This is a genomic window from Sporosarcina sp. E16_3 (assembly GCF_017347125.1).
Taxonomy (GTDB): domain Bacteria; phylum Bacillota; class Bacilli; order Bacillales_A; family Planococcaceae; genus Sporosarcina.
This window is the reverse complement of record NZ_JADPRX010000025.1, coordinates 1-21,013: the sequence shown is the minus strand read 5'-3', so window position 1 is coordinate 21,013 and position 21,013 is coordinate 1. Positions and strand designations below refer to the sequence as shown.

19 protein-coding genes are annotated in these 21,013 nt (G+C 39.3%); 3 read left to right on the top strand and 16 right to left on the bottom strand.

Features of this window, described 5'->3' with window-relative positions:
- Positions 1 to 136 precede the first annotated feature (136 nt).
- The 7 genes from I2483_RS14090 to I2483_RS14060 form a co-directional block, all read right to left on the bottom strand.
- Positions 137 to 1,483: a GntP family permease gene (locus I2483_RS14090; protein WP_207277768.1), complete on the bottom strand. Its 1,347-nt coding sequence runs from the start codon at positions 1,481 to 1,483 to the stop codon at positions 137 to 139.
- A 21-nt stretch (positions 1,484 to 1,504) separates the two neighbouring features.
- Positions 1,505 to 3,052: a gluconokinase gene (gene gntK, locus I2483_RS14085; RefSeq protein ID WP_207277796.1), complete on the bottom strand. Its 1,548-nt coding sequence runs from the start codon at positions 3,050 to 3,052 to the stop codon at positions 1,505 to 1,507.
- 5 nt (positions 3,053 to 3,057) lie between these two features.
- A complete protein-coding gene (locus I2483_RS14080) occupies positions 3,058 to 3,777 on the bottom strand; it encodes a GntR family transcriptional regulator (protein WP_186673259.1) in 720 nt (239 codons plus the stop codon).
- A 323-nt stretch (positions 3,778 to 4,100) separates the two neighbouring features.
- Positions 4,101 to 6,362, bottom strand: a complete 2,262-nt coding sequence (locus tag I2483_RS14075) for a coiled-coil domain-containing protein (RefSeq protein WP_207277767.1) — start codon at positions 6,360 to 6,362, stop codon at positions 4,101 to 4,103.
- 51 nt (positions 6,363 to 6,413) lie between these two features.
- Positions 6,414 to 6,716 carry a hypothetical protein gene (locus I2483_RS14070; protein WP_207277766.1) on the bottom strand — a complete coding sequence of 101 codons (303 nt, stop codon included), beginning with the start codon at positions 6,714 to 6,716 and terminating at the stop codon, positions 6,414 to 6,416.
- On the bottom strand, positions 6,709 to 7,287 hold the full coding sequence (locus I2483_RS14065; protein WP_207277765.1) for a hypothetical protein: 579 nt from the start codon (positions 7,285 to 7,287) through the stop codon (positions 6,709 to 6,711). The genes I2483_RS14070 and I2483_RS14065 overlap by 8 nt, the downstream gene beginning before the upstream one ends.
- Positions 7,288 to 7,380: 93 nt before the next feature.
- Positions 7,381 to 8,106 (bottom strand): BMQ_0737 family morphogenetic spore coat protein, encoded by a 726-nt coding sequence (locus I2483_RS14060; RefSeq protein WP_207277764.1) that lies wholly within the window; start codon positions 8,104 to 8,106, stop codon positions 7,381 to 7,383.
- 323 nt (positions 8,107 to 8,429) lie between these two features.
- On the opposite strand from I2483_RS14060, the gene I2483_RS14055 reads away from it, so the two are divergent.
- Entirely contained in the window at positions 8,430 to 9,809 is a 1,380-nt protein-coding gene (locus I2483_RS14055; RefSeq protein WP_207277763.1) for a hypothetical protein, read from the top strand.
- Positions 9,810 to 10,909: 1,100 nt separating this feature from the next.
- Here I2483_RS14055 and groL read toward each other — a convergent pair.
- Both groL and groES read right to left on the bottom strand, forming a co-directional pair.
- Complete coding sequence (gene groL / locus I2483_RS14050; protein WP_207277762.1) at positions 10,910 to 12,541, bottom strand: chaperonin GroEL; 1,632 nt, start codon at positions 12,539 to 12,541, stop codon at positions 10,910 to 10,912.
- A gap of 56 nt (positions 12,542 to 12,597) precedes the next feature.
- A complete protein-coding gene (gene groES / locus I2483_RS14045) occupies positions 12,598 to 12,882 on the bottom strand; it encodes a co-chaperone GroES (protein ID WP_067205358.1) in 285 nt (94 codons plus the stop codon).
- Between the two features lie 185 nt (positions 12,883 to 13,067).
- On the opposite strand from groES, the gene I2483_RS14040 reads away from it, so the two are divergent.
- The gene (locus I2483_RS14040) at positions 13,068 to 13,805 is read left to right on the top strand and encodes a CPBP family intramembrane glutamic endopeptidase (RefSeq protein WP_218624963.1); all 738 of its coding nucleotides are present in this window, start codon (positions 13,068 to 13,070) and stop codon (positions 13,803 to 13,805) included.
- A 43-nt stretch (positions 13,806 to 13,848) separates the two neighbouring features.
- Here the strand turns inward: I2483_RS14040 and tatC are convergent, their stop codons facing one another.
- The 3 genes from tatC to I2483_RS14025 form a co-directional block, all read right to left on the bottom strand.
- Entirely contained in the window at positions 13,849 to 14,649 is an 801-nt protein-coding gene (tatC, locus tag I2483_RS14035; RefSeq protein ID WP_207277761.1) for a twin-arginine translocase subunit TatC, read from the bottom strand.
- A 16-nt stretch (positions 14,650 to 14,665) separates the two neighbouring features.
- Positions 14,666 to 14,851, bottom strand: a complete 186-nt coding sequence (locus I2483_RS14030; RefSeq protein WP_207277760.1) for a twin-arginine translocase TatA/TatE family subunit — start codon at positions 14,849 to 14,851, stop codon at positions 14,666 to 14,668.
- A 98-nt stretch (positions 14,852 to 14,949) separates the two neighbouring features.
- Positions 14,950 to 15,600, bottom strand: coding sequence for a redox-sensing transcriptional repressor Rex (locus I2483_RS14025; protein WP_218624962.1), 651 nt, complete (start codon positions 15,598 to 15,600; stop codon positions 14,950 to 14,952).
- A gap of 123 nt (positions 15,601 to 15,723) precedes the next feature.
- Here I2483_RS14025 and I2483_RS14020 point away from each other — a divergent pair, with 123 nt between their 5' ends.
- Positions 15,724 to 17,652, top strand: a complete 1,929-nt coding sequence (locus tag I2483_RS14020; protein ID WP_207277793.1) for an ABC-F family ATP-binding cassette domain-containing protein — start codon at positions 15,724 to 15,726, stop codon at positions 17,650 to 17,652.
- Positions 17,653 to 18,033: 381 nt separating this feature from the next.
- Here the strand turns inward: I2483_RS14020 and tsaD are convergent, their stop codons facing one another.
- The 4 genes from tsaD to tsaE are packed head-to-tail and all read right to left on the bottom strand — an operon-like array spanning position 18,034 to position 20,657.
- The gene (gene tsaD, locus I2483_RS14015; RefSeq protein ID WP_207277759.1) at positions 18,034 to 19,056 is read right to left on the bottom strand and encodes a tRNA (adenosine(37)-N6)-threonylcarbamoyltransferase complex transferase subunit TsaD; all 1,023 of its coding nucleotides are present in this window, start codon (positions 19,054 to 19,056) and stop codon (positions 18,034 to 18,036) included.
- Positions 19,053 to 19,511: a ribosomal protein S18-alanine N-acetyltransferase gene (gene rimI, locus I2483_RS14010; RefSeq protein ID WP_218624961.1), complete on the bottom strand. Its 459-nt coding sequence runs from the start codon at positions 19,509 to 19,511 to the stop codon at positions 19,053 to 19,055. Before rimI ends, tsaD begins: the two co-directional genes overlap by 4 nt.
- Positions 19,498 to 20,208 carry a tRNA (adenosine(37)-N6)-threonylcarbamoyltransferase complex dimerization subunit type 1 TsaB gene (gene tsaB, locus I2483_RS14005; protein ID WP_207277758.1) on the bottom strand — a complete coding sequence of 237 codons (711 nt, stop codon included), beginning with the start codon at positions 20,206 to 20,208 and terminating at the stop codon, positions 19,498 to 19,500. Before tsaB ends, rimI begins: the two co-directional genes overlap by 14 nt.
- The gene (tsaE, locus tag I2483_RS14000) at positions 20,205 to 20,657 is read right to left on the bottom strand and encodes a tRNA (adenosine(37)-N6)-threonylcarbamoyltransferase complex ATPase subunit type 1 TsaE (RefSeq protein ID WP_207277757.1); all 453 of its coding nucleotides are present in this window, start codon (positions 20,655 to 20,657) and stop codon (positions 20,205 to 20,207) included. The genes tsaB and tsaE overlap by 4 nt, the downstream gene beginning before the upstream one ends.
- Positions 20,658 to 21,013 lie beyond the last annotated feature (356 nt).

Genomic DNA, 21,013 nt, shown 5'->3' with positions numbered 1-21,013 from the left:
TCATGAAAGATCTTTTTTAATTACTTAATTAAAGATCGAATTGACATGCCATAGAACTTTTCTCAAACCAAATTGATATTCGATTCTATCCAAAAAATAGCTGCACTCAATAAAACCAATTTGATTACCACATTTTTTATACAACTAAACTCAGTAAAAGAATAAACGCTAATCCAGCTACCGAAATAATCGTTTCAAGCAATGTCCATGTTGCAAATGTTTCTTTCAGCGTCAAACCAAAGAACTCTTTAAACATCCAGAAACCAGCATCATTCACGTGTGAGGCAATTAAACTACCTGCTCCCGTCGCTAGTACGACCAATGCTAAATTCACATCAGAAGTACCTAACATTGGTATAACCAATCCTGCCGTTGTTAATGCTGCTACAGTTGCTGAACCTAAAGCAATCCTTAATATAGCCGCAATAATCCATGCTAGTAAGATTGGCGATAATGAGGTTCCAATGAATAATTCCGCTACATAGCCGCCAACGCCGCCATCGATGAGCACTTGTTTAAAAGCCCCACCACCACCAATAATTAAAAGCAACATCCCAATATTTGCAATCGCTATTCCACAAGAATTCATAACAGTTTTCATCGGTATATTTCTTGCCAATCCCATCGTAAAGACTGCAAGCAATAAAGATAACAACATAGCTGTAGAAGCATTACCTACGAAACGAACGATTTCGAATGCCTTATTGTCGGTAATGTCCATTGTCTTTTGAACCATCGAAATAACCGTGGCGATAGACATTAAAATAACAGGAAACATTGCCGTGAACACACTGATACCAAAACCAGGTGTATCTTCAATCTTAAACGTTTTTTGTTCACCCAAAGATGCAATATCCCCTGTTCTATTGAACGAATCAGGTACCAGCTTTTTAGCAAGCTTCGTGAATATAGGACCCGCAATAATGACGGTCGGAATTGCGAGAATAAAACCGTAAAGTAATACTTCACCAATGTTTGCACCGTATTCTCCAGCAATAACTGTTGGGCCCGGATGCGGCGGTAAGAAACCATGCGTCACAGATAAGGCAGCTGCCATAGGGATTCCCAAGTATAAAATAGAAACCTTTAATTGCTTTGAAATTGTAAATACAATTGGTATCAATAGCACTAACCCAACTTCGAAGAATAAGGCAATACCGATAATGAATGAAGCAACCACAACAGCCCATTGAATATTTTTTTCACCGAATTTATCGATGAGGGTCATTGCAATACGTTGCGCACCGCCCGCATCTGCAATTAGCCTACCCAACATGGCACCAAGTCCAAAGATTAATGCTAAATGGCCAAGTGTTCCACCTAGTCCAGCCTCAATAGAAGAAACAATGCTATCTAGTGGCATGCCTAAGGCCAAAGCAACACCGAATGAAACGATAATTAATGATACAAAAGTGTTCAATTTGAGCCACATGATTAAAACAAGTAACGCAACTATACCTATCGCTACAATGATTAACGGCATAACAATTCCCCCTAAGTCTCTTTATTCCTTTTTAATTAAGCTTCTCTGGTAATTTGCAATGCTTGTGTATTCCTTTTCTAATACTCTTGATAAATTTATGAATATCGGCAATAGTTTTCTATACTCTTGTACATCAGTATCCACAGGTGTGTGCTTATAAGTGCTGCCAACCATTTCAGAAACAACATCAAATGATTCAATTTCTCCCGTGGCATAGAGTCCTAAGATACAAGCACCTAGACATGAACTCTCATAACTTTCCGGGACGATTACTTCCAAATCGAATATGTCGGCCATCATTTGGCGCCATACTTCCGATCTTGCGAAACCACCAGTTGCTTGAATTCGAATAACTGGTTCATCCATAACTTCAATTAGTGCTAAAAATACTGTGTACAGATTATAAATCACACCTTCAAGAGCCGCCCGAATCATATGTTCTTTCTTATGCGTCATCGTTAAACCAAAAAATGAGCCGCGCACGTCAGGATTCCACAATGGTGCACGTTCACCTGCTAGGTATGGATGGAATAACAACCCATCAGATCCTGGTCTTACACGTTCAGCAATCTTCGTTAACACTTCATAAGGATCAATGCCAAGCCTTTTTGCTGTTTCTACTTCTGATGATGCAAATTCATCTCTAATCCAGCGAAGTACCATTCCACCATTGTTTACTGGCCCGCCAATGACCCAATGATTCTCGGTTAATGCATAGCAAAATATTCTTCCCTTTTCGTCTGTCTGAGGGCGGTCAATGACTGTTCGTATTGCGCCACTTGTCCCAATCGTTACCGCTACTTCACCCTTACCAATTGCATTCACACCTATATTAGAAAGTACTCCATCACTTGCACCAATAACAAATGAAGTTTTCGGATCGATGCCTAGCTGTCTTGCTATCCCAGCGTTACAGTTGTTGAAAATCTCAGTTGTTGGTACAAGCTCAGATAGCTGCTCCGGTGTGACACCCGCGATTTCCAAAGCTTCTTCATCCCAATTCAATTTTTCCAAATTCATCATACCCATCGCTGAAGCCAATGAATGATCTACAACATAGCGATCAAAAAGCTTCTTAAAAACATATTCTTTAATGCCTATATACTTTTTAGCCTTGTCAGCTATTTCAAGACGCTCATGCACAATCCATGCAATTTTGCTTAATGGTGACATTGGATGAATAGGTGTTCCAGTTCGCTTGTACACTTCATGACCATTTAACTCTTCTTTAATTTTACGTGCCCAAGCTTCACTTCTATTATCCGCCCAAGTGATGCACTGCGTTAGCGGCTGATCATTTTCATCCATCGCAATAACACTATGCATCGCACTACTAAATGAAATGAACGATAACTTTTCTGGAGAGATTTGAGATTTCCTCATTACAGTTGAAATTGCTTGTAATACAGCCTGATATATTTCTTCTGGATTCTGTTCAGCTGTCGAAATATCTGGTGTGTAAAGTGGATAGCCAATATTTTCTTGTTGGGATATTTCTCCTTTTTCTGTAAATAAAACTGCTTTCGTACTCGTCGTCCCTATATCTACACCTAACATATAGTTCGTCACCACTATCACTCACTTCCTTTAGTAAGCATTTGTTGCGACATCCAAAGGTCTTCCACTTTCCCTTGCACATCATCGAAGTTTTGGTGCAATGCTTGAATCATAATATCTCTATCTTTTATTTTTATGGCTTCAATGTAAACCTTATGATTTTTCAAGATACGAGGAAAATCATCGTATTTTTCCTCTAAACGCATTCGCATCGATAAAAGAATTAAACTTTCCATCACAGGTTTCGTGTTATTCCAAATCAACATGATGTAGGAATGGTCAATTGAACGAATAATTGTTTCATGAAATAAGACATCCTGATAAGAGAACTCATCTGCATCTCTGTATTTAATGGCGACTTCCATCATTTCATGAATTTTACTTAGTTCTTTTACCAATTCACTTGTGTCCATTTTAACAATCCGTTCATAAACGAAAGTTTCTATCAGTAAACGAACATCGTAAATTTCCTTGATATCCTTCTCGGATAACCCAACTACAACCGCACCCATTCTTTCTAATCGAATAATATTTTCTGATGCCAATACTTTTAATGCCTCCCGGATAGGAGAACGACTTACTTCAAATTCCAACGCTAATTTATTTTCCGATAAAACAGTACCCTTTTCTATCATGCCAGAAATAATCCGCATTCTAAGCTCGCACGCTAAACGTACTCCCATGGAAGCGTTTGCAATCCATTTTAAAGGATATATATATTCCTTTTTTCCACCCATATGCTCACTCCCTCACCTGAAGGTCAATATACTTGTATACAAGTATGTTAGTTCAAGTGGGATGAAATGTAAACGCTTTTACGTAGGATAAGAAAAAGAATTCCAATCTTTTTTTTGTGGAAGCTACTTTTACTGAAGGCGGATCAGTGACAAATAAATAATCAGTATGCTCTTGCACTAAAATTGAACATACAAAAAGAGGCTCAGTACTTTCCTAAAAAAGTTTGAGCCTTATGAGCCATCCTATTGAGTTATAGGTGAATAGGGAGAACCTGAATGCAATCTACTTCACTCGTCGCCATCGCATTATTAACCTATAGTCGTCAAATTCCTTTTAAACCCCGACCCTCTACACTAAAAATCTTTATCCCATCAATTTCATTGGTAAGCTGATCTAATTTCTCTTCCAAAGTATTAACAACAAGTAACTTGGCATCCAACTTTTCTTCGTAGTCCAACGATTTAGCTACTATCTCTTTTATTTGATGGTCTAATTGGATAAGTGTTTCAGTATCAATAGCAGCAGTAGTTGTAGAAGAAAACGAGTCTCTCCCTGCTTGACTATCATTGTTCTGGTTCAAACCTTTTTCTAGCCTTGTAAAAACTTCACTATGCTTTTCATTTTGTTCTTTTAAATCCGCTATTTGATGTTGAAGTTCTCCTATCGTATTATTTTTTTCTTCTAGTTCTATTAGAGATTGTTGTCTCACCTCTTCTAACTGAGTACGCTCTTTGTTGGCTTTGGATAACTTCTCAAGTTGCGAATGTACTTGTTTATTTTCTTCTTGAATAAGATCAACAAGCTTATTTTCAAGCCGAGCTATAATCGTTTTATTAGTTAGATTTTCTTCTTCTATTGCAATAGCCTCAGTATGCTTTTCATTTTGTCCTTTTAAATCCGCTATTTGAAGTTGGAGTTTTCCTATCGTATTGTTTTTTTCTTCTAGTTCTATTAGGGATTGTTGTCTCACCACTTCGAACTGGGTACGCTCTTTGTCCGCTTTGGATAACTTATCCAGTTGCGAGTGTACTTGTTTATTTTCTTTTCGAATGAGATTAACAAGCTTATATTCGAGCTGGTCTATAGTCGTTTTATTAGTTAGATTTTCTTCTTCTATTGCAACAACCTCAGTATGCTTTTCAATTTGCCCTTTTAAATTCGCTATTTCATGTTGGAGTTTTCCTATTGTATTGTTTTTTTCTTCTAGTTCTATTAGGGATTGTCGTCTCACCTTTTCGAACTGCGTACGCTCCTTATTGGCTATGTCTAATTTTCCAAGTTGAGAATGCACTTGTTTATTTTCTTCTTGAATAAGATCAACAAGCTTATTTTCGAGCTGAGCTATAGTCGTTTTATTTGTTAGATTTTGTTCTTCTATTGCAACAACCTCGGTATGCTTTTCAATTTGTCTTTTTAAATCCGCTATTTGATGTTGGAGTTTTCCTATCGTATTGTTTTTTTCTTCTAGTTCTATTAGGGATTGTTGTCTCACCACTTCGAACTGGGTACGCTTTTTGTCTGCTTTGGATAACTTATCCAGTTGCGAGTGTACTTGTTTATTTTCTTCTCGAATGAGATCAACAAGCCTATATTCGAGCTGGTCTATAGTCGTTTTATTAGTTAGATTTTCTTCTTCTATTGCAATAGCCTCACTATTCTTTTCATTTCGTCCTTTTAAATCCGCTATTTGGTGTTGGAGTTTTCCTATTGTATTGTTTTTTTCTTCTAGTTCTATTAGAGATTGTTGTCTTACCTCTTCGAACTGCGCACGCTCCTTATTGGCTATGTCTAATTTTCCAAGTTGAGAATGCACTTGTTTATTTGCTTCTTGAATTAGATCAACAAGCTTATTTTCGAGCTGAGCTATAGTCGTTTTATTAGTTAGATTTTGTTCTTCTATTGCAACAACCTCGGTATGCTTTTCAATTTGTCTTTTTAAATCCGCTATTTCATGTTTGAGTTTTCCTATTGTATTGTTTTTTTCTTCTAGTTCTATTAGTAAACGTTGTCTCACTTTCTCAGATTGGGTACGCTCTTTGTTGGCTATGTCTAACTTCTCCAGTTGCGAGTGCACTTGTTTATTTGCCTCTTGAATGAGATCAACCAACTTATATTCAAGCTGGTCTATAGTCGTTTTATTATTCTCAAGTTTTTTATGAAGAGAAGAAACTTGCCTGTCATTTTTTTGGTATCTTTGTTGATCGGAATTGACTCCGTCTTTTAATTTATTAATAACTTCGGTTAACTGTTTACTAATTGGTAATAGATCTGTTTTTGTTTTCTGAAAGGTATCAATAGAAGCGATGAATCTATTGCCTTGTATTCCTCGCAATTGGACAGGTCCCTTATAATCACTAGCCCGCTTTTTAATTTCTTGATTTAACTTAACTAACTCCTCAGCTAGTTCATTTTTTTCGTTCGTTAATTGTATATTTTCTTGCTCTAGGTTTTCTACTACTGAATAGTGATAGCTATTTTGGTATTTCTTAACTTCATGTTTATGTCTAGCTAATTCCGCCTTTAAAAAGATGATCATTTGCCGAAGTTGTAAGGGGTCGTTATTTTTTATGTTTTCACTATTCACGTCAGTACCTCCTATAGCAATATTTTTAAGGCTAGGTTGCAAGAGATGACATTAGAATTTTGCTTTTAGTAATGTAAGAATCTCTTCAAAGTCTTTTTTGCTATCCGCAATAATATGCTCAAGTTCCTCTACGTTTTTCCCTTGAGAATCCTCGCTCACTTTTTCATGCGTTCGACTTTTTCCGTTCATCAATAGATAGAGTATCAACATATTCAAAGTGCTATTCTCCAAAAACACAAAACTATTATTGGCTTCTCCTTTACCTTCTTTTAGCCCATTAAGCTGATCTTTCATAAATTGGCTGATGACATTCTGCACTAATAATTCTTGCTCTTTGCCATCTAGATCACTCATTTTCATCCTCCTGTTTCTGCACGGTTCCGTTGAGATTAATGGGATTAATCACAGCAATCCCATCTTTTATTTGATCACTATACGTAAATCCCAGGATACTGCCCGCATAAGATTCTTTGGGAGACCATGTAATCTGGAAGTTTGAAAATGAAATGGTCTCATTAGGTTCAATGGATGCTTTCCCTAAAGGTCTAAGCCAAAATTCCTCTTTATTCGTTTTCTCATTTGTACGTTCCCAGCCATCTGCAACTTTCAATGACTGCTTAAAATCGGCATAAACGTACCTCCCTGAAAAGGAGAAGGGAGACTCTTTAGATACTTTTATGCACACTGATGGATTTGTGATTGGCTGGTTCCCCAGATTATGTATATGGTAAGATCCGAGACATAGGCTCTCTTGTTCTGGATCATGCGCAATATTTAATGAATAAGTAAAATAACTTACTAGTATCATTTTGGCAGGCTCATTAATCTCATCAATCATTTTTTTGATTTCAGATAAATATGTTTTTGTTTGATGCTGAAGCTTCGTAATCTTTGCTTCCACATCATCCCTATTGTGTCCCACCATTCCCCTACCCCTTTTCCTCAAAAAAAATAAAGAGAGAAATTTCCTCTCTTTAAGATATGTTTTATGCCTAACCATTATCACTAGTAGCCGATATTAGTGACAGCAATGATCGTGGTCATCATCGGGGAAAACAACAGAGCATTGTTGCGGGCGCATTGGTGGTGCGCAAGCAGTTGCTAAATCTTCTCTTGGTTCACAGTAATCAGCTAAAAACTCAACAGTGACTGGGAATGTTGATTGGATGCTTTGGCATGTATCTATTGAGATAGATAGATCAGAGAATTTGATTCTATCCGAATTTACCGGATGTGGGCCTTCCAACGTTGGTTCAGCAGGATTTCCGTACTCACCCTCATGCTTAAATTCTAACTCCCCAGTGCTACTGACGAAACAATCTAGATTCGTGTACGTAATTTCAACCTCTGTTTCTTTAGGGGCACACAAGGTGATTTGTTCACTACGACTAACATCAATATTTTCAGATGGATATGTGCATCCATTCCGTAAAGTAATGAAAATTGTTAAATCAAACTTCTTTTTAATAGTGAGACGTTGAAGAATAACAGTCTTTCCATCAATACAGAATGAGCAATCCTCGCGTCCGAGGATGACAATCGGATGATGCTGATCAGGTTTCACTTCACATGAAACGGTCGCTCCCCTTAAATCATGATGGTGTAAATGTTTTGGTATTCCAGGGAAATGAATGAATCCCCTAGGACTAACATCAAACGACTTTTCTTTAACAATCCAGTCAAACACCTTGTCGACATTTATACAAATTAATTCTTTTCCTTCATGATGCTTTTTTTCTTGCATTTTGCAGACACCTCCATATTTTTTTTATCTTTCTTTGGTAGCATATGATGTGAAAAAATGAGCGTATGGGCAAACAAATGATTTATCAAGATATTTGTTAAATTGAACAGGAATGGGATGTGGTAAGGAGTAATTGATGCAAATGGTTTACTACAGTAAGGATATTGCCCGCTGAGAATCCAGCTCATTATGATATATAAATCAGTGGCTGAAAGTGACAAGTTATTTACCGCTGATCAATTCCATGCCTGGTAAAAACAATTTGTCACCTAATGAAAACACTACTAATAGTATAGTAAAGTATTGTAAAGGGGTGAATAGTGATGGGAGATTCTAAATTATACACCGCTCATGACGTTGAAAAACTGAAGCAGAAAATCGCAACCTATAAAGACACCTTAACTTCGTTGAAAACAGGGAGCTCAATTGATGGGTATCTGTTCATAAAGAATGAATTTAGTGGTTTTAAATCACAAATCTCACATTTAGAAGGGCTAGCGGAAATAATGGATGAAAAACAAAGTTTGCAAATTGGGGAGTATGAGCAACAAGTAAAACAATTTTCTGTTCAGATTAACAACCTAAACCAAACTGTTGAGGAATTGAATCAAGATATTTCATTGTTAAGGAATAAAATAAAAAATGATACTAGCAATGATTTTATAGAACACGTTAATGAACAGGTCAAAGTACAAGAATCGGAAATTATCAAGAATAACGAGAATAGGGTGGATAGTTTAATAGAAGAAACAACCCAAACTAAAGACCGATCATTCATCTCTTCCATTCAACAATCGAATCGTCCACCATCTTTTATGCAACTGCAAAGTCTTGTAGCTAAGGCTAATAGCATCCAAGAAGCATCAAGTGATGCTGCTCCTGTTTCAAACCTGGCTATTCAGAAGAAGTATCCAGAAGAGCAGCAGTTTAGTAACAAAAGTTTCCCATCGACTGGCATTAATCCTAGCCAACTATATAGTGGACGGAACAATAATGCTCCAATGACTTCGGCAATTCAGCTAAATAAGTTTAAGAAAAAACAAAGGATACCAATTAGAGTCATCGAGAATTCGACTCTATCTTCAACTACCAGCATTCTTGAAAAAAACGAGAAGGTGACGGAGTATTTTGATGAAGTGAATAATGTGGCTCCTATTGAGGTGGTTACTGCTATTATTGAGAGTTCCGTTGAATCGAATACTATAGCTCCAGCTCCAATCCACGTGGTAAATGCTCCTATTGAGAGTTCCAATGAAGTGAATGATATAGCTCCAATCGAAATGTTAAATACTTCTCTTGAGGTTTTCGATGAAGTGAGTGAGGTTGCTCCAATTGAGGTAGTGAATGCCCCTATTGAGATTTCCAATAAAGTGAATGATATAGCTCCAATTGAGGTAGTGAATGCCCCTATTGAGATTTCCAATAAAGTGAATGATATAGCTCCAATTGAGGTGGTGAATGCCCCTATTGAGATTTCCAATAAAGTGAATGATATAGCTCCAATTGACGTGGTAAATACGCCTCTTGAGGTTTTCGATGAAGTGAGTGAGGTTGCTCCAAATGGGGTGGTAAATGCCCCTATTGAGATTTCCAATAAAGTAAATGATATAGTTCCAATTGCGAGTTCTAATGAAATGAAAAGACAACAACATAAAAATAAAGAGACGTCTTGGCTTTTCAACATCTTCAGCAAGAAGCATTAATTCCTATTTAGATGATGTAGTCGGAATTAATATATCGTGTAGCCTATCTATAACAGCCGCCTTGACTTAGTGTCAAGGCGGCTGTTTTTTGAACTTGATAATCATAAAGGCACGACAAATTTTGAATTTCGGCTAGTTACACTTCCTTGTTTTAGAAGTTGCACAGATGTTCCGAAAAATCCGCAGTACTAGTTTATAAATTTAAAGTTGTTATAGACAAGTAGTCGATAGCCCGTCCGCCTTGCATTCGCTTTGAATAGAATAGCAGAGATAGGAGGTGATAAATATGTGTTCAAATAACTCTAACAGGAATTGGGGACCGTTCTTAGCTGTTGAATCTGCCTCTATAAGGCCACACGCTTGCGCTTCGCACCCTAGCGTAGTAGTCATTCAACATGGTCTGATTAATATCTCCAATATTAACAGCAAATTTGACGTAGACGTAGACGTCGACGTCAGATAATCCACGGATCGCGCGCAAGCAGGAGATAATTCAAAGGTACCTGTGCATGGTTGAATTATGACAATTCAATACCCCGAATAAAAAGGCAATAGGGAGACAACCAAATGTTAATATGGTTGCCTTCTTATTTTACTTTATGCAATCGAGTGCAATAGGTAAGGCTTTGAAATTTTTCCACCTTTCCCCCTGCTCCACACCGTACTTTAACTTTCACTTTATACTGCGTTCCTTCTTAATCTACAATAATAATTTCAACCAAATTACATTTCTTACGATATTTATTTAGTTTCTCGAGCTGTTTTCCTTTCAACTTAAGTTCTTGCATATATCGTTCAATGGTTTTGTCTGTTGTTGCGTGAATCAATCTGTGAATAGATTAATTCACTATCACTAAGTTTTTAAATTCAGCTGCTCCACCTAGTGTCTTAGGTAGTATATGGTGACAATGCACATCAGAGCTATAATGTGCTTTCAGAATAACTTCATTTCCATATTTCTATAATGGCTAAATTGTTGTTTCTTTGATATTTTCTCCAAAGCATAAAAAATAACCACCTCTCAACTTTCTGAGAAGTGGTTATTCCAATACGAATTAATTATGAACAAGACAGCTTCACAAAATGGCTTGTGAAGAGAATTACATCATGCCGCCCATTCCGCCCATGTCAGGCATTCCGCCCATTGAGCCTGCTGGTTCAGGAAGGTCTGCAACTACAGCTTCAGTAGTCAAGAACATCGCTGCAACAGATGCTGCGTTTTGAAGTGCATAACGTGTAACCTTAGTTGGGTCAACGATTCCAGCTTCCATCATGTTTACCCACGTACCGTCAGCTGCATTGAAGCCAATTCCAACTTCTTCGCGTTTTAGACGGTCTACAACGATAGATCCTTCAAGACCAGCGTTGTTAGCGATTTGACGTACAGGCTCTTCAAGCGCGCGAAGCACAATTTTAATACCTGTAGCTACGTCGCCTTCAGTAGTCTCTAGTAATGCTTCTACTTTACTATAGACGTTTACAAGAGCAGTACCACCACCAGAAACGATACCTTCTTCAACAGCTGCACGCGTTGAGTTCAATGCGTCTTCGATGCGAAGTTTACGTTCTTTAAGTTCAGTTTCAGTAGCTGCACCGACTTTGATAACTGCAACACCGCCTGCAAGTTTAGCAAGACGCTCCTGCAATTTCTCTTTATCAAATTCAGAAGTGGATTCTTCAAGTTGAACACGGATTTGGTTAACACGTGATGCAATAAGCTCTGAATTGCCACTACCTTCAACGATTGTCGTGTTGTCTTTTGTAACAACAACTTTCACTGCATGGCCAAGCTGTGAAATATCAGCTGATTTAAGATCAAGACCGAGGTCTTCAGTGATAACTTCTCCGCCAGTCAAAGTTGCAATGTCTTCAAGCATCGCTTTACGGCGATCTCCGAAGCCTGGTGCCTTAACAGCAACAGCATTAAATGTACCGCGTAGTTTGTTCACAACAAGTGTTGCAAGTGCTTCGCCTTCAACGTCTTCTGCAATCATAAGAAGTGGTTTACCTTGTTGTACAACTTGTTCAAGAACAGGAAGGATTTCTTGGATGTTCGTAATCTTTTTATCTGTGATCAAGATATAAGGATTGTCCAACACAGCTTCCATTTTGTCTGTATCCGTTGCCATATATGCAGAAGCATAACCGCGGTCAAATTGCATTCCTTCAACAACGTCTAGTTCAGTTGTGAAGCCTTTTGACTCTTCGATTGTAATGACGCCGTCGTTGCCAACGCGCTCCATTGCTTCAGCAATGAGTTTTCCAACTTCTTCGTCTCCAGAAGAAATAGATGCAACTTGTGCAATTTCTTCTTTTCCTTCGATTTCATTGGAGATTTCTTGAAGCCCTTCAACAGCAGCGATAACCGCTTTTTCGATTCCTTTACGGATTCCGACAGGGTTAGCACCCGCAGTAACGTTTTTCAGTCCTTCACGGATCATTGCTTGCGCTAGAACCGTTGCAGTCGTTGTACCGTCACCAGCGATTTCATTCGTTTTAGACGCTACTTCAGCAACCAGTTTTGCACCCATATTTTCGAATGCATCTTCAAGTTCGATTTCACGTGCAATTGTTACACCGTCATTTGTAATAAGCGGTGAACCAAATTTTTTCTCAAGGACAACGTTACGTCCTTTAGGTCCAAGCGTTACTTTTACAGCGTTTGCTAATGTATCGACCCCACGTAGCATTGCGCTTCGTGCGTCTTCGTTGAATTTAATTTGTTTAGCCATTTATAAGTACCCTCCTGATTTTTCGTGTATTTTTAAACAAGCTGTGCATCAGTCTATTAGCCAATGATTGCTAAGATGTCACTTTCACGCAAGATCAGATATTCATTACCTTCATGTTTGATTTCAGTACCTGCATATTTTGAGAAGAGGATTCGATCTCCTTCTTTAACTTCCAATTCGATACGTTGTCCGTTTTCAAGAACGCGTCCAGTACCTGTAGCAAAAACTTTACCTTCTTGCGGTTTTTCTTTTGCAGAGTCCGGTATAACAATACCGCTTGACGTTTTTTCTTCTGCCTCGATTAGCTCGATAACAATACGGTCACCTAATGGTTTCAACAATTGAAACAACCTCCTCAGATAATATCTCCCTTTTAGCACTCGATAGACATGAGTGCTAATACATTTCTAATCATAATGAACATTTGCATATATTGCAAGTGAAATACTCCGAACATTTTCTCTTTGCTTATCTACCTCTAAACAGCTAAAATTGACTTCATCCCCAGTTGAAAGGGTGGCGCTACTTGAAGAATTGGAAAATCTATATGTATCTTTTATTTACCTACATTCTAATGCATGTAGGCAGTGTATTTTTGACGCAGGGCTTATTCGAAAACTTTCCTTGGAATGAACAATACACCGAGCAGGACATGAAGTACCGGGCGAGTTCTTGGTCGCTCTTCACCGTTAATTCAATTGCCGCGATCATTTTTCTACTAATCATTTTGAAGAAGAAAAAATTCTTCCAAGTATTCGGAGGAAAAAAATCTTCCATCGGCAATTCAGTACTTTGGGGATTCATCGGTTTCTTCCTAGCCTTGGGTGGGCAAATGCTTGCTGGTGCCATCGAGATTGCAATCGGAATAGAACCAGGATCCGATAACACCGCAATACTTTCCGACATTGCGAAAGTGTCTCCAATTATCATCATTTCAATTGTACTGTTCGCACCATTCCTAGAAGAAATCATTTTTCGACGAGTTATCTTTGGCGGAATTTATCAAAAGACAAACTTTTGGATTGCAGCCATTGTCAGCGCCCTAGTGTTTGCTGCTGTTCATAATGAATTCGAACACCTTCTAATTTATATGATGCCCGCTTTCGTCTTCTCTTACTTGTATTACCGGACGAAACGCATACTGACACCAATGATTGCCCATTTACTAATGAACGGATTTGTCGTTGTCCTCAATTTAAACATTGAGAAGTTACAGCAATTGCAAGAGGATTTGAAACAAGCCATAATCTTCTTTATGCACTAAAAAAGTCTTCCACAGCCCTACTTAGGGTTGTGGAAGACTTTTTTCATTTCTGCTGTTGCTCATTCACTTCATCAATCTGACGCTGTTGTTCAGCTTTCGCCTCTTCAAATTGTCGCTGCTGTTCGGCCTTCAAGTATTTTCGGTGACCGAAGCGTGAAATGAAAATACTTATTTCATAAAGTGCAAACAATGGAAGCGTGACGAACGCGTGTGACAATAAGTCAGGCGGTGTAATAAAAGCCGCAATTACAAATAGAACAAAGTAAGCGTATTTTCGTATTTTCACAAGTGTCTTCGGATTCAAAATACCGAGTCTCGTGAAAAACAACAAGACAACCGGTAATTGAAATACAATACCGAATGGAATTAGCAGTTGAAAAAGGAACGAGAAATACTCATTAATGCCGATTGTCTGGGTTATATCGAGCTCCGCGGATAAATTCATCATGAATTTCATCACATAAGGCAGCAGGATGAAATAAGAAAATGCAATACCACCAACAAACAGGAAAAATGTGAACGGGATATAATTCAATGTCGCACGCCGCTCAGTTTCATGCAATCCAGGTGAAATAAAGGACCATAATTGATACATAAGCACCGGTGAAATGACGATGAATGCAATAAAGACAATCACTTTCACGTAAATCATAATCGGGTCAAGTACATTGAAAGCGTTCAACGCAATATTATGTGCTTCCCCATCATTTTGCAGGAACTGAATAAGCGGTTTTGCTATAAAGAAAGCACCTACTACCGCAACAATAAAGAAAACGACGATAACCATCAGCCGTTTTCTAATTTCATCTATATGCTCAATGACTGTTAAGTTTTTTTCTATCATCGACAGACATCCTAACTTACTTCAGTTCTTCTTTCTTGTCTTCAACTTTCTTTACTTCATCGTCTTCTACAAGACCTTTTGTCGCGTGTTTGAATTCACGCAAAGATGAACCAAAGGCTTTCCCGATTTCAGGTAGTTTCTTGGGACCGAATACGAGCAAAGCAATAACAGCAATGATAATCAGACTTCCTGCACCTGGCATCTCGGACACCTCCTTCATAAAGCTAGGGATTGGATTGAACTCAATCCTTCTTGTGTCTATTTTACACGAAAGCTGACTGAAATACTATTTACGAGGCGTTACATATGTGAATCTTTTACGTCGTTTTTGATAAAATAAATAAGCGTTTGCAACTCGACAGACAAATCGATTGTATGGACCCGTAACGAGTCGGGTACTGTTAACCGGACCGGAGTAAAGTTAAGGATTCCTTTCACACCGATAGCTGCAAGCTTATCTGTCACTTCTTGAGCTACACGTGAAGGCACAGATAGAATGACGAGCTCGATTCCTAATTCCTTGATTTTATCCTCAATCATATCTGGATGAAATACAAGAATTCCACTCATCTCTGTCCCTTCATGTGAAGCTTTCGGATCGAATGCAATGATGATCCGTGTATTATGGTTTTTATGGAAATTATATTTCAAAAAAGCGTTCCCTAAACTACCAACACCAATGAGCGCTACATCTGTGACTTCATCCTGATCGAGAGCCTGACGAAAAAAGTCGACAAGATAATGCACATCATACCCGTACCCTTTGCGACCAAGTGCACCAAAATGTGAAAAATCACGTCGAATCGTGGCAGCATCAATTTTCATAGCTTCGCTTAATTCACTGGATGATACCCGTTTCTTCCCTGAATTCGCGAAGTTTTGAAGGAACCTATAATATAAAGGCAAACGTTTTGACGTCGCCTGCGGAATTTTGATTGTTTCCCCTATCATGTTAACCCTCCTGAGTGTATCTAAAGGCGATTCTATCGTACAGTAGATAATGAATGTTGTAAAGTCGACCGTTGCACGCTTGACGCCATTCATTTAAACTGAAGAGGAATAGAGGTGCTTTATTTGATCGTATTACAAGTGAACGGACTAACAAAGTCATTTTCAGGAACAGATATATTAAGTAACGTAAAGCTCGAAGTTCAACATCGCGACCGCGTCGCACTTGTTGGACGCAACGGAGCCGGAAAATCGACATTACTCAAAATAATTGCAGGTGAAATGAGCGCTGATTCGGGTGATTTAATCGTCCCTAAAGATATCCGGATTGGGTACCTTGAACAGCATTCAGGCATTGATTCTATATTGACGGTTTGGGAAGAGATGATGACTGTATTCGAACCACTCCATAGTATTGAAAGACGACTTCGATCGCTTGAGGGGCTTATGGCAGATCCCTCTGTCTACGACAACCCGAGCGACTATGAACGGGTCATCAAAGAGTACGACGCCCTACAAATAGAATTCAAAGACTCTGGCGGCTATCAATATGAATCTGATACTCGTTCGGTGCTTCACGGGATGCGTTTTTACCCTGAGGATTACAGCAAAAACGTCAATCTACTTTCCGGTGGTCAGAAGACGCGATTGGCACTCGCTAAAATGCTGCTAAGTAAACCAGATCTCCTCATCCTTGATGAACCCACAAACCATTTGGATATCGAAACGCTCGGCTGGCTAGAGAAATACCTGGTGTCCTATGAGGGAGCAATCTTGATTGTTTCCCATGACCGCTATTTCTTAGATGAAATCGTGACAATCGTCTACGAAGTCTCGCGGAAAAAAGTAGCGAAGTATACGGGTAACTATAGTGCGTATCTTGACGAAAAAGCGAAAAATTATGAACGTGATCAAAAACTTTACGTCAAAGAAATGGGTGAGAAGGCCAAGCTTGAAGACTTCGTTCAGCGAAACATTGCACGAGCATCGACTTCTAAAATGGCGAAAAGCCGCCGTAAAACACTAGAAAAAACGGATTGGATGGGCTCTCCTGATGGGGATGAAAAATCCGCAAACTTTACCTTCTCTATTGACCGTCCCAGTGGAAATGATGTGCTAGCACTGGAAGATGTAGCAGTTGGTTATAACGGTACTCCTGTGTCAAGCGGTATTGGCATCCGTGTCTACAAACAAGACCGTATTGCACTCATCGGACCGAACGGTGTCGGTAAATCAACCATTTTAAAAACCATAGTCAAGTCACAAGAGCCAATAGACGGCAAAATCCGTTATGGCACAAATGTTCAATTTGGCTATTACGACCAAGAACAAGCGACACTTATCGGAACCGGGACAGTTCTTCAGGAACTTTGGGATGAGTGGCCGATGATGAATGAAAAAGACGTTCGCTCAGTACTTGGACGCTTTTTATTTACCGGTGAAGATGTTGAGAAGCCTGTCACTTCCCTATCAGGTGGAGAAAAAGCTCGATTATCTCTCGCTAAATTAATGTTACAAAAATCAAATACACTTGTCCTTGATGAGCCAACGAACCATCTTGACTTGGATAGCAAGGAAATTCTTGAAAATGCATTGGATGACTTCCCTGGCACCCTCGTCTTTGTGTCGCATGACCGGTACTTTATCAATCGCATCGCTACAAAGGTAATCGACGTCAGCGCAACAGGTACAACCGAATACCTTGGTGATTATGATTACTTCATCGAGAAAAAACTGGAACAGGAAGAACTACTTGCCGAATCTAACGCCGCTAAAGCAACTGCAACTCCTGTCATTGAAAGAAAAAATGATGAAGATAAAGAACTAAAAAGGCAGGAAAGAAGACTGACTAGAGCTATTGACGAAGTCGAATCGCAACTAACTATTTTGGAAGATGAAATCGTAGCACTGCAAGATGAACTTTCCACTCCTGAATTTGCAGACGATCATGTCAAATTAATGGAGTTACAGGCACAGATTGATGCACTTCAGGCACAGCATGACAGCAAATCAGAAAATTGGCTTGTTCTTCAAGAGGAGCTAGAATCATTGTAAGAAAGATGTGAAGAGTACGTCACGGTAAACCAGAATTAGCGGTTTAATCGTGACGTTTTGTCATTTCTTGCTGTCGTATTCTATCAAATAAAAGTAAGAAAGGATATTCTCCGAAAAAGGTTTCCACAATCTTATCCACACAGGAAATGTAGTTATACCTGTAATCCACCGTTATTATCCACACTATCCACAAAAAATGCATTTCTTATACACATAGTTATCCCTCAATCACTGTTACTATATGTACATATACAATTGTTATACACAACTTATCCACAATTGTGCATAAGTACGAATGTTCCCTATTGACATCTCAAAAAAAATCGGGATAAAAAAACACGAAAGTTGTCAAAATATGACGACTTTCGTGTTATTACTTATTTACTGTTTCCATGACACTAGGGGCATACCAGGCTTACCATTCATCGCAAGATTTCCGCGTATTCCATCTATAAACATGGCCGATCCAGCTGCAGCAATCATTGCCGCATTATCTGTACATAATGCGATTGGTGGAACGTAAAAAGGTATATCTTGCGTCTTAAATGTTTCTTCAAGAGAAGCACGTAACCCTTTATTCGCTGCTACTCCGCCAGCGGCAATTACCTGTTTCACACCGAACTCTTTCGCTGCTCTTAACGCTTTCGTCGTCAACACCTCAACGACACTTGCTTGGAAGCCAGCCGCAACATGAAAGGGGTTTACATCCTCCCCCTTTTGTGCGAGATTATGCTTATAATTAATCACTGATGATTTAAGACCGCTGAAGCTAAAGTCATATGAACCTGGCTCGAGCCATGCTCGCGGGAAAACAACTTGGCCATCGCTTTCAGCCGCTAACTTATCGATTTGTGGTCCGCCCGGGTAAGGAAGACCCAGTACACGAGCTACTTTATCATAGGCTTCACCAGCAGCGTCATCACGTGTTTCTCCAACTAATTTAAACGAACCATGCCCCTCCATTATTACTAGCTCTGTATGGCCTCCTGAGACGATGAGCGCAAGAAGTGGGAACTCCATGGGCTGCATTAGTTGGTTAGCGTATATATGTCCTGCAATATGATGAACACCGATAATCGGTAAACCGCTGGCAAAAGCAAATGCTTTCGCAGCATTAACACCAATCAACAAGGCCCCTACTAAACCAGGTCCTTCGGTAACAGCAACTGCGTCAAGTTCCTCGGGTTTTAGTTCAGCATTCGCAAGTGCTTCCTCAATCACCAGTGTAATTTGCTCAACATGGTGTCTCGATGCAATTTCCGGCACTACCCCGCCAAACCGTTTTTGGCTAGTAATTTGAGATGCTACGACGTTCGATATAATCTCTGTTCCGTTTTTTACGACGGATGCAGCGGTTTCATCACAGCTTGTCTCAATTCCTAAAATATAGCTATCTTTTGTCATTTGAATTCCACCCACATGACGAGCCCATCTTCATGGTCGTCCGTATAATAGTTTTTCCTAATTCCGCCGTCCTGGAACCCAAGCTTACGGTAAAGATTTTGAGCCGTAATATTGGTCATCCGCACTTCCAGTGTCATTAAACGGACTTCTCTTTCTATACAAAGTGCAATCGCTTCCTTCATTAGAGATTCACCGATGCTATTGCGCCTCAAATGCTTACGTACCGCAACATTCGTAATATGGCACTCATCCAGTACTATCCACATTCCGCAATGCCCGATAACTTCATTTTCATAAACTGCAACAACATAGTGCGCATGGTCATTTTCGGTCATTTCATGCTCAAAAGCTTCTGCAGTCCACGGCGTAGCAAATGATTCCTTTTCGATTTCAACAACGGAAGGAATATCCTCTACTCCCATTTCTCTATAACTAATCTCTTTATCCACGATCATTGTCCTTCCCCTGCTCTTTTAACCAATTTGCCTCAGCCTCAGCAATACGTCGATATTCCGGAACAAATGCATGTATATCCGCTTCTGATTCTGATTGAGCAGCAATATATATAAGGGATGACGCTCGTGGTAGATTAAATTGAAGAGGAGCTAGAACTGCACGTTGTCCTAGATGCTCAATAAGTTTTCGCTCATGCATTGCTGTATCTTTTCCAACGAATAAAACAGGACTACTGTGTTGCTCAAGCAAATGAACCAACTCTTCCAACGAGTAATGGCCATCCTCAATAATTTCAGTAAACTTTCCTGCATCATATTGATAAACGCCGGCGTAGACATTACCTCGTCTTGCATCAACAATTGGACAAACAAAACCATTAAAGAATAATGCATTTGCCGCTAGTGCTTTTAAAGTGGATACGCCCACAAGTGGTCTACCAAGTGTCCAGGCAAGTGTCTTCGCTATCGTCACTCCGATTCGCGCGCCTGTATAAGAACCCGGGCCTTCCGAGACTGCAATTGCATCAATATCCGCAGGTACTAAACCAGCTTGTTCCAATAACTCTTCAATTGCCGGCATAGCACGTAGCGAGTGGTTAATAGCCATCGCAGAAGTTCCTTCTATTAATAGTTCCCCATCTTTCACAAGTGCAACTGAAATGGGCGTGTTAGCCGTATCTATACCTAGCCAGATCATAAGAAAATCCCCTCGCAAATCTTTTCATATCTTTCACCTATCGGCGTGAATGTAATCATCCGTTTATCTCCGCCACCATGAACAAGCTGGATTTCCAGACGTTCTGCCGGCAAATCATCTTTTATTAGATGCGCCCACTCTATTACAGATATTGCATCTCCGTAAAACAGTTCATCCCAGCCAAGATCCTCATCACTGCCAGCTAAGCGATAGACATCGAGATGATTGAGCGGGTAATAACCTTCGTACTGTTTGATGATTGTAAATGTCGGACTGTTAACGGTGCGTGTAATGCCTAGTCCTTTTGCAAGTGCCTTTGTAAATGTCGTTTTACCTGCACCTAAATCGCCTTCAAGCGTTAGTACATCCGGTGGTGTGAGAAGGGCTGCAAGTTTCGTTGCAATCTGCTCTGTCTCTTCTACAGAACTAACTTCTATTTCCCTAGTCATAGGTTATTTCCTCTCTGCTTCTTTGCTATAGTGTACCGAAAACTTGATATATCAGAAAGCATCTACGCTTATATATGTATTTTCGGATGGGGGTGTTGTTTACTTTGCTGAAAACGTTGCTCACTTTTGCGATAACGTTGTTTATTTTTGTTGGAGTGTTGTCTAGTTTGCAAAAAAACATTGCCTACTTCTTTTTCAATTAAATATATTTGTTAAATCCTAGAATTCTATATACAAAAAAACCAATCCCGGAATTAATCCCTAGAATCGGTTCTGAATTTAAAATTTAATGGCGGTCCCGACCGGGATCGAACCGGCGATCTCCTGCGTGACAGGCAGGCATGTTAACCGCTACA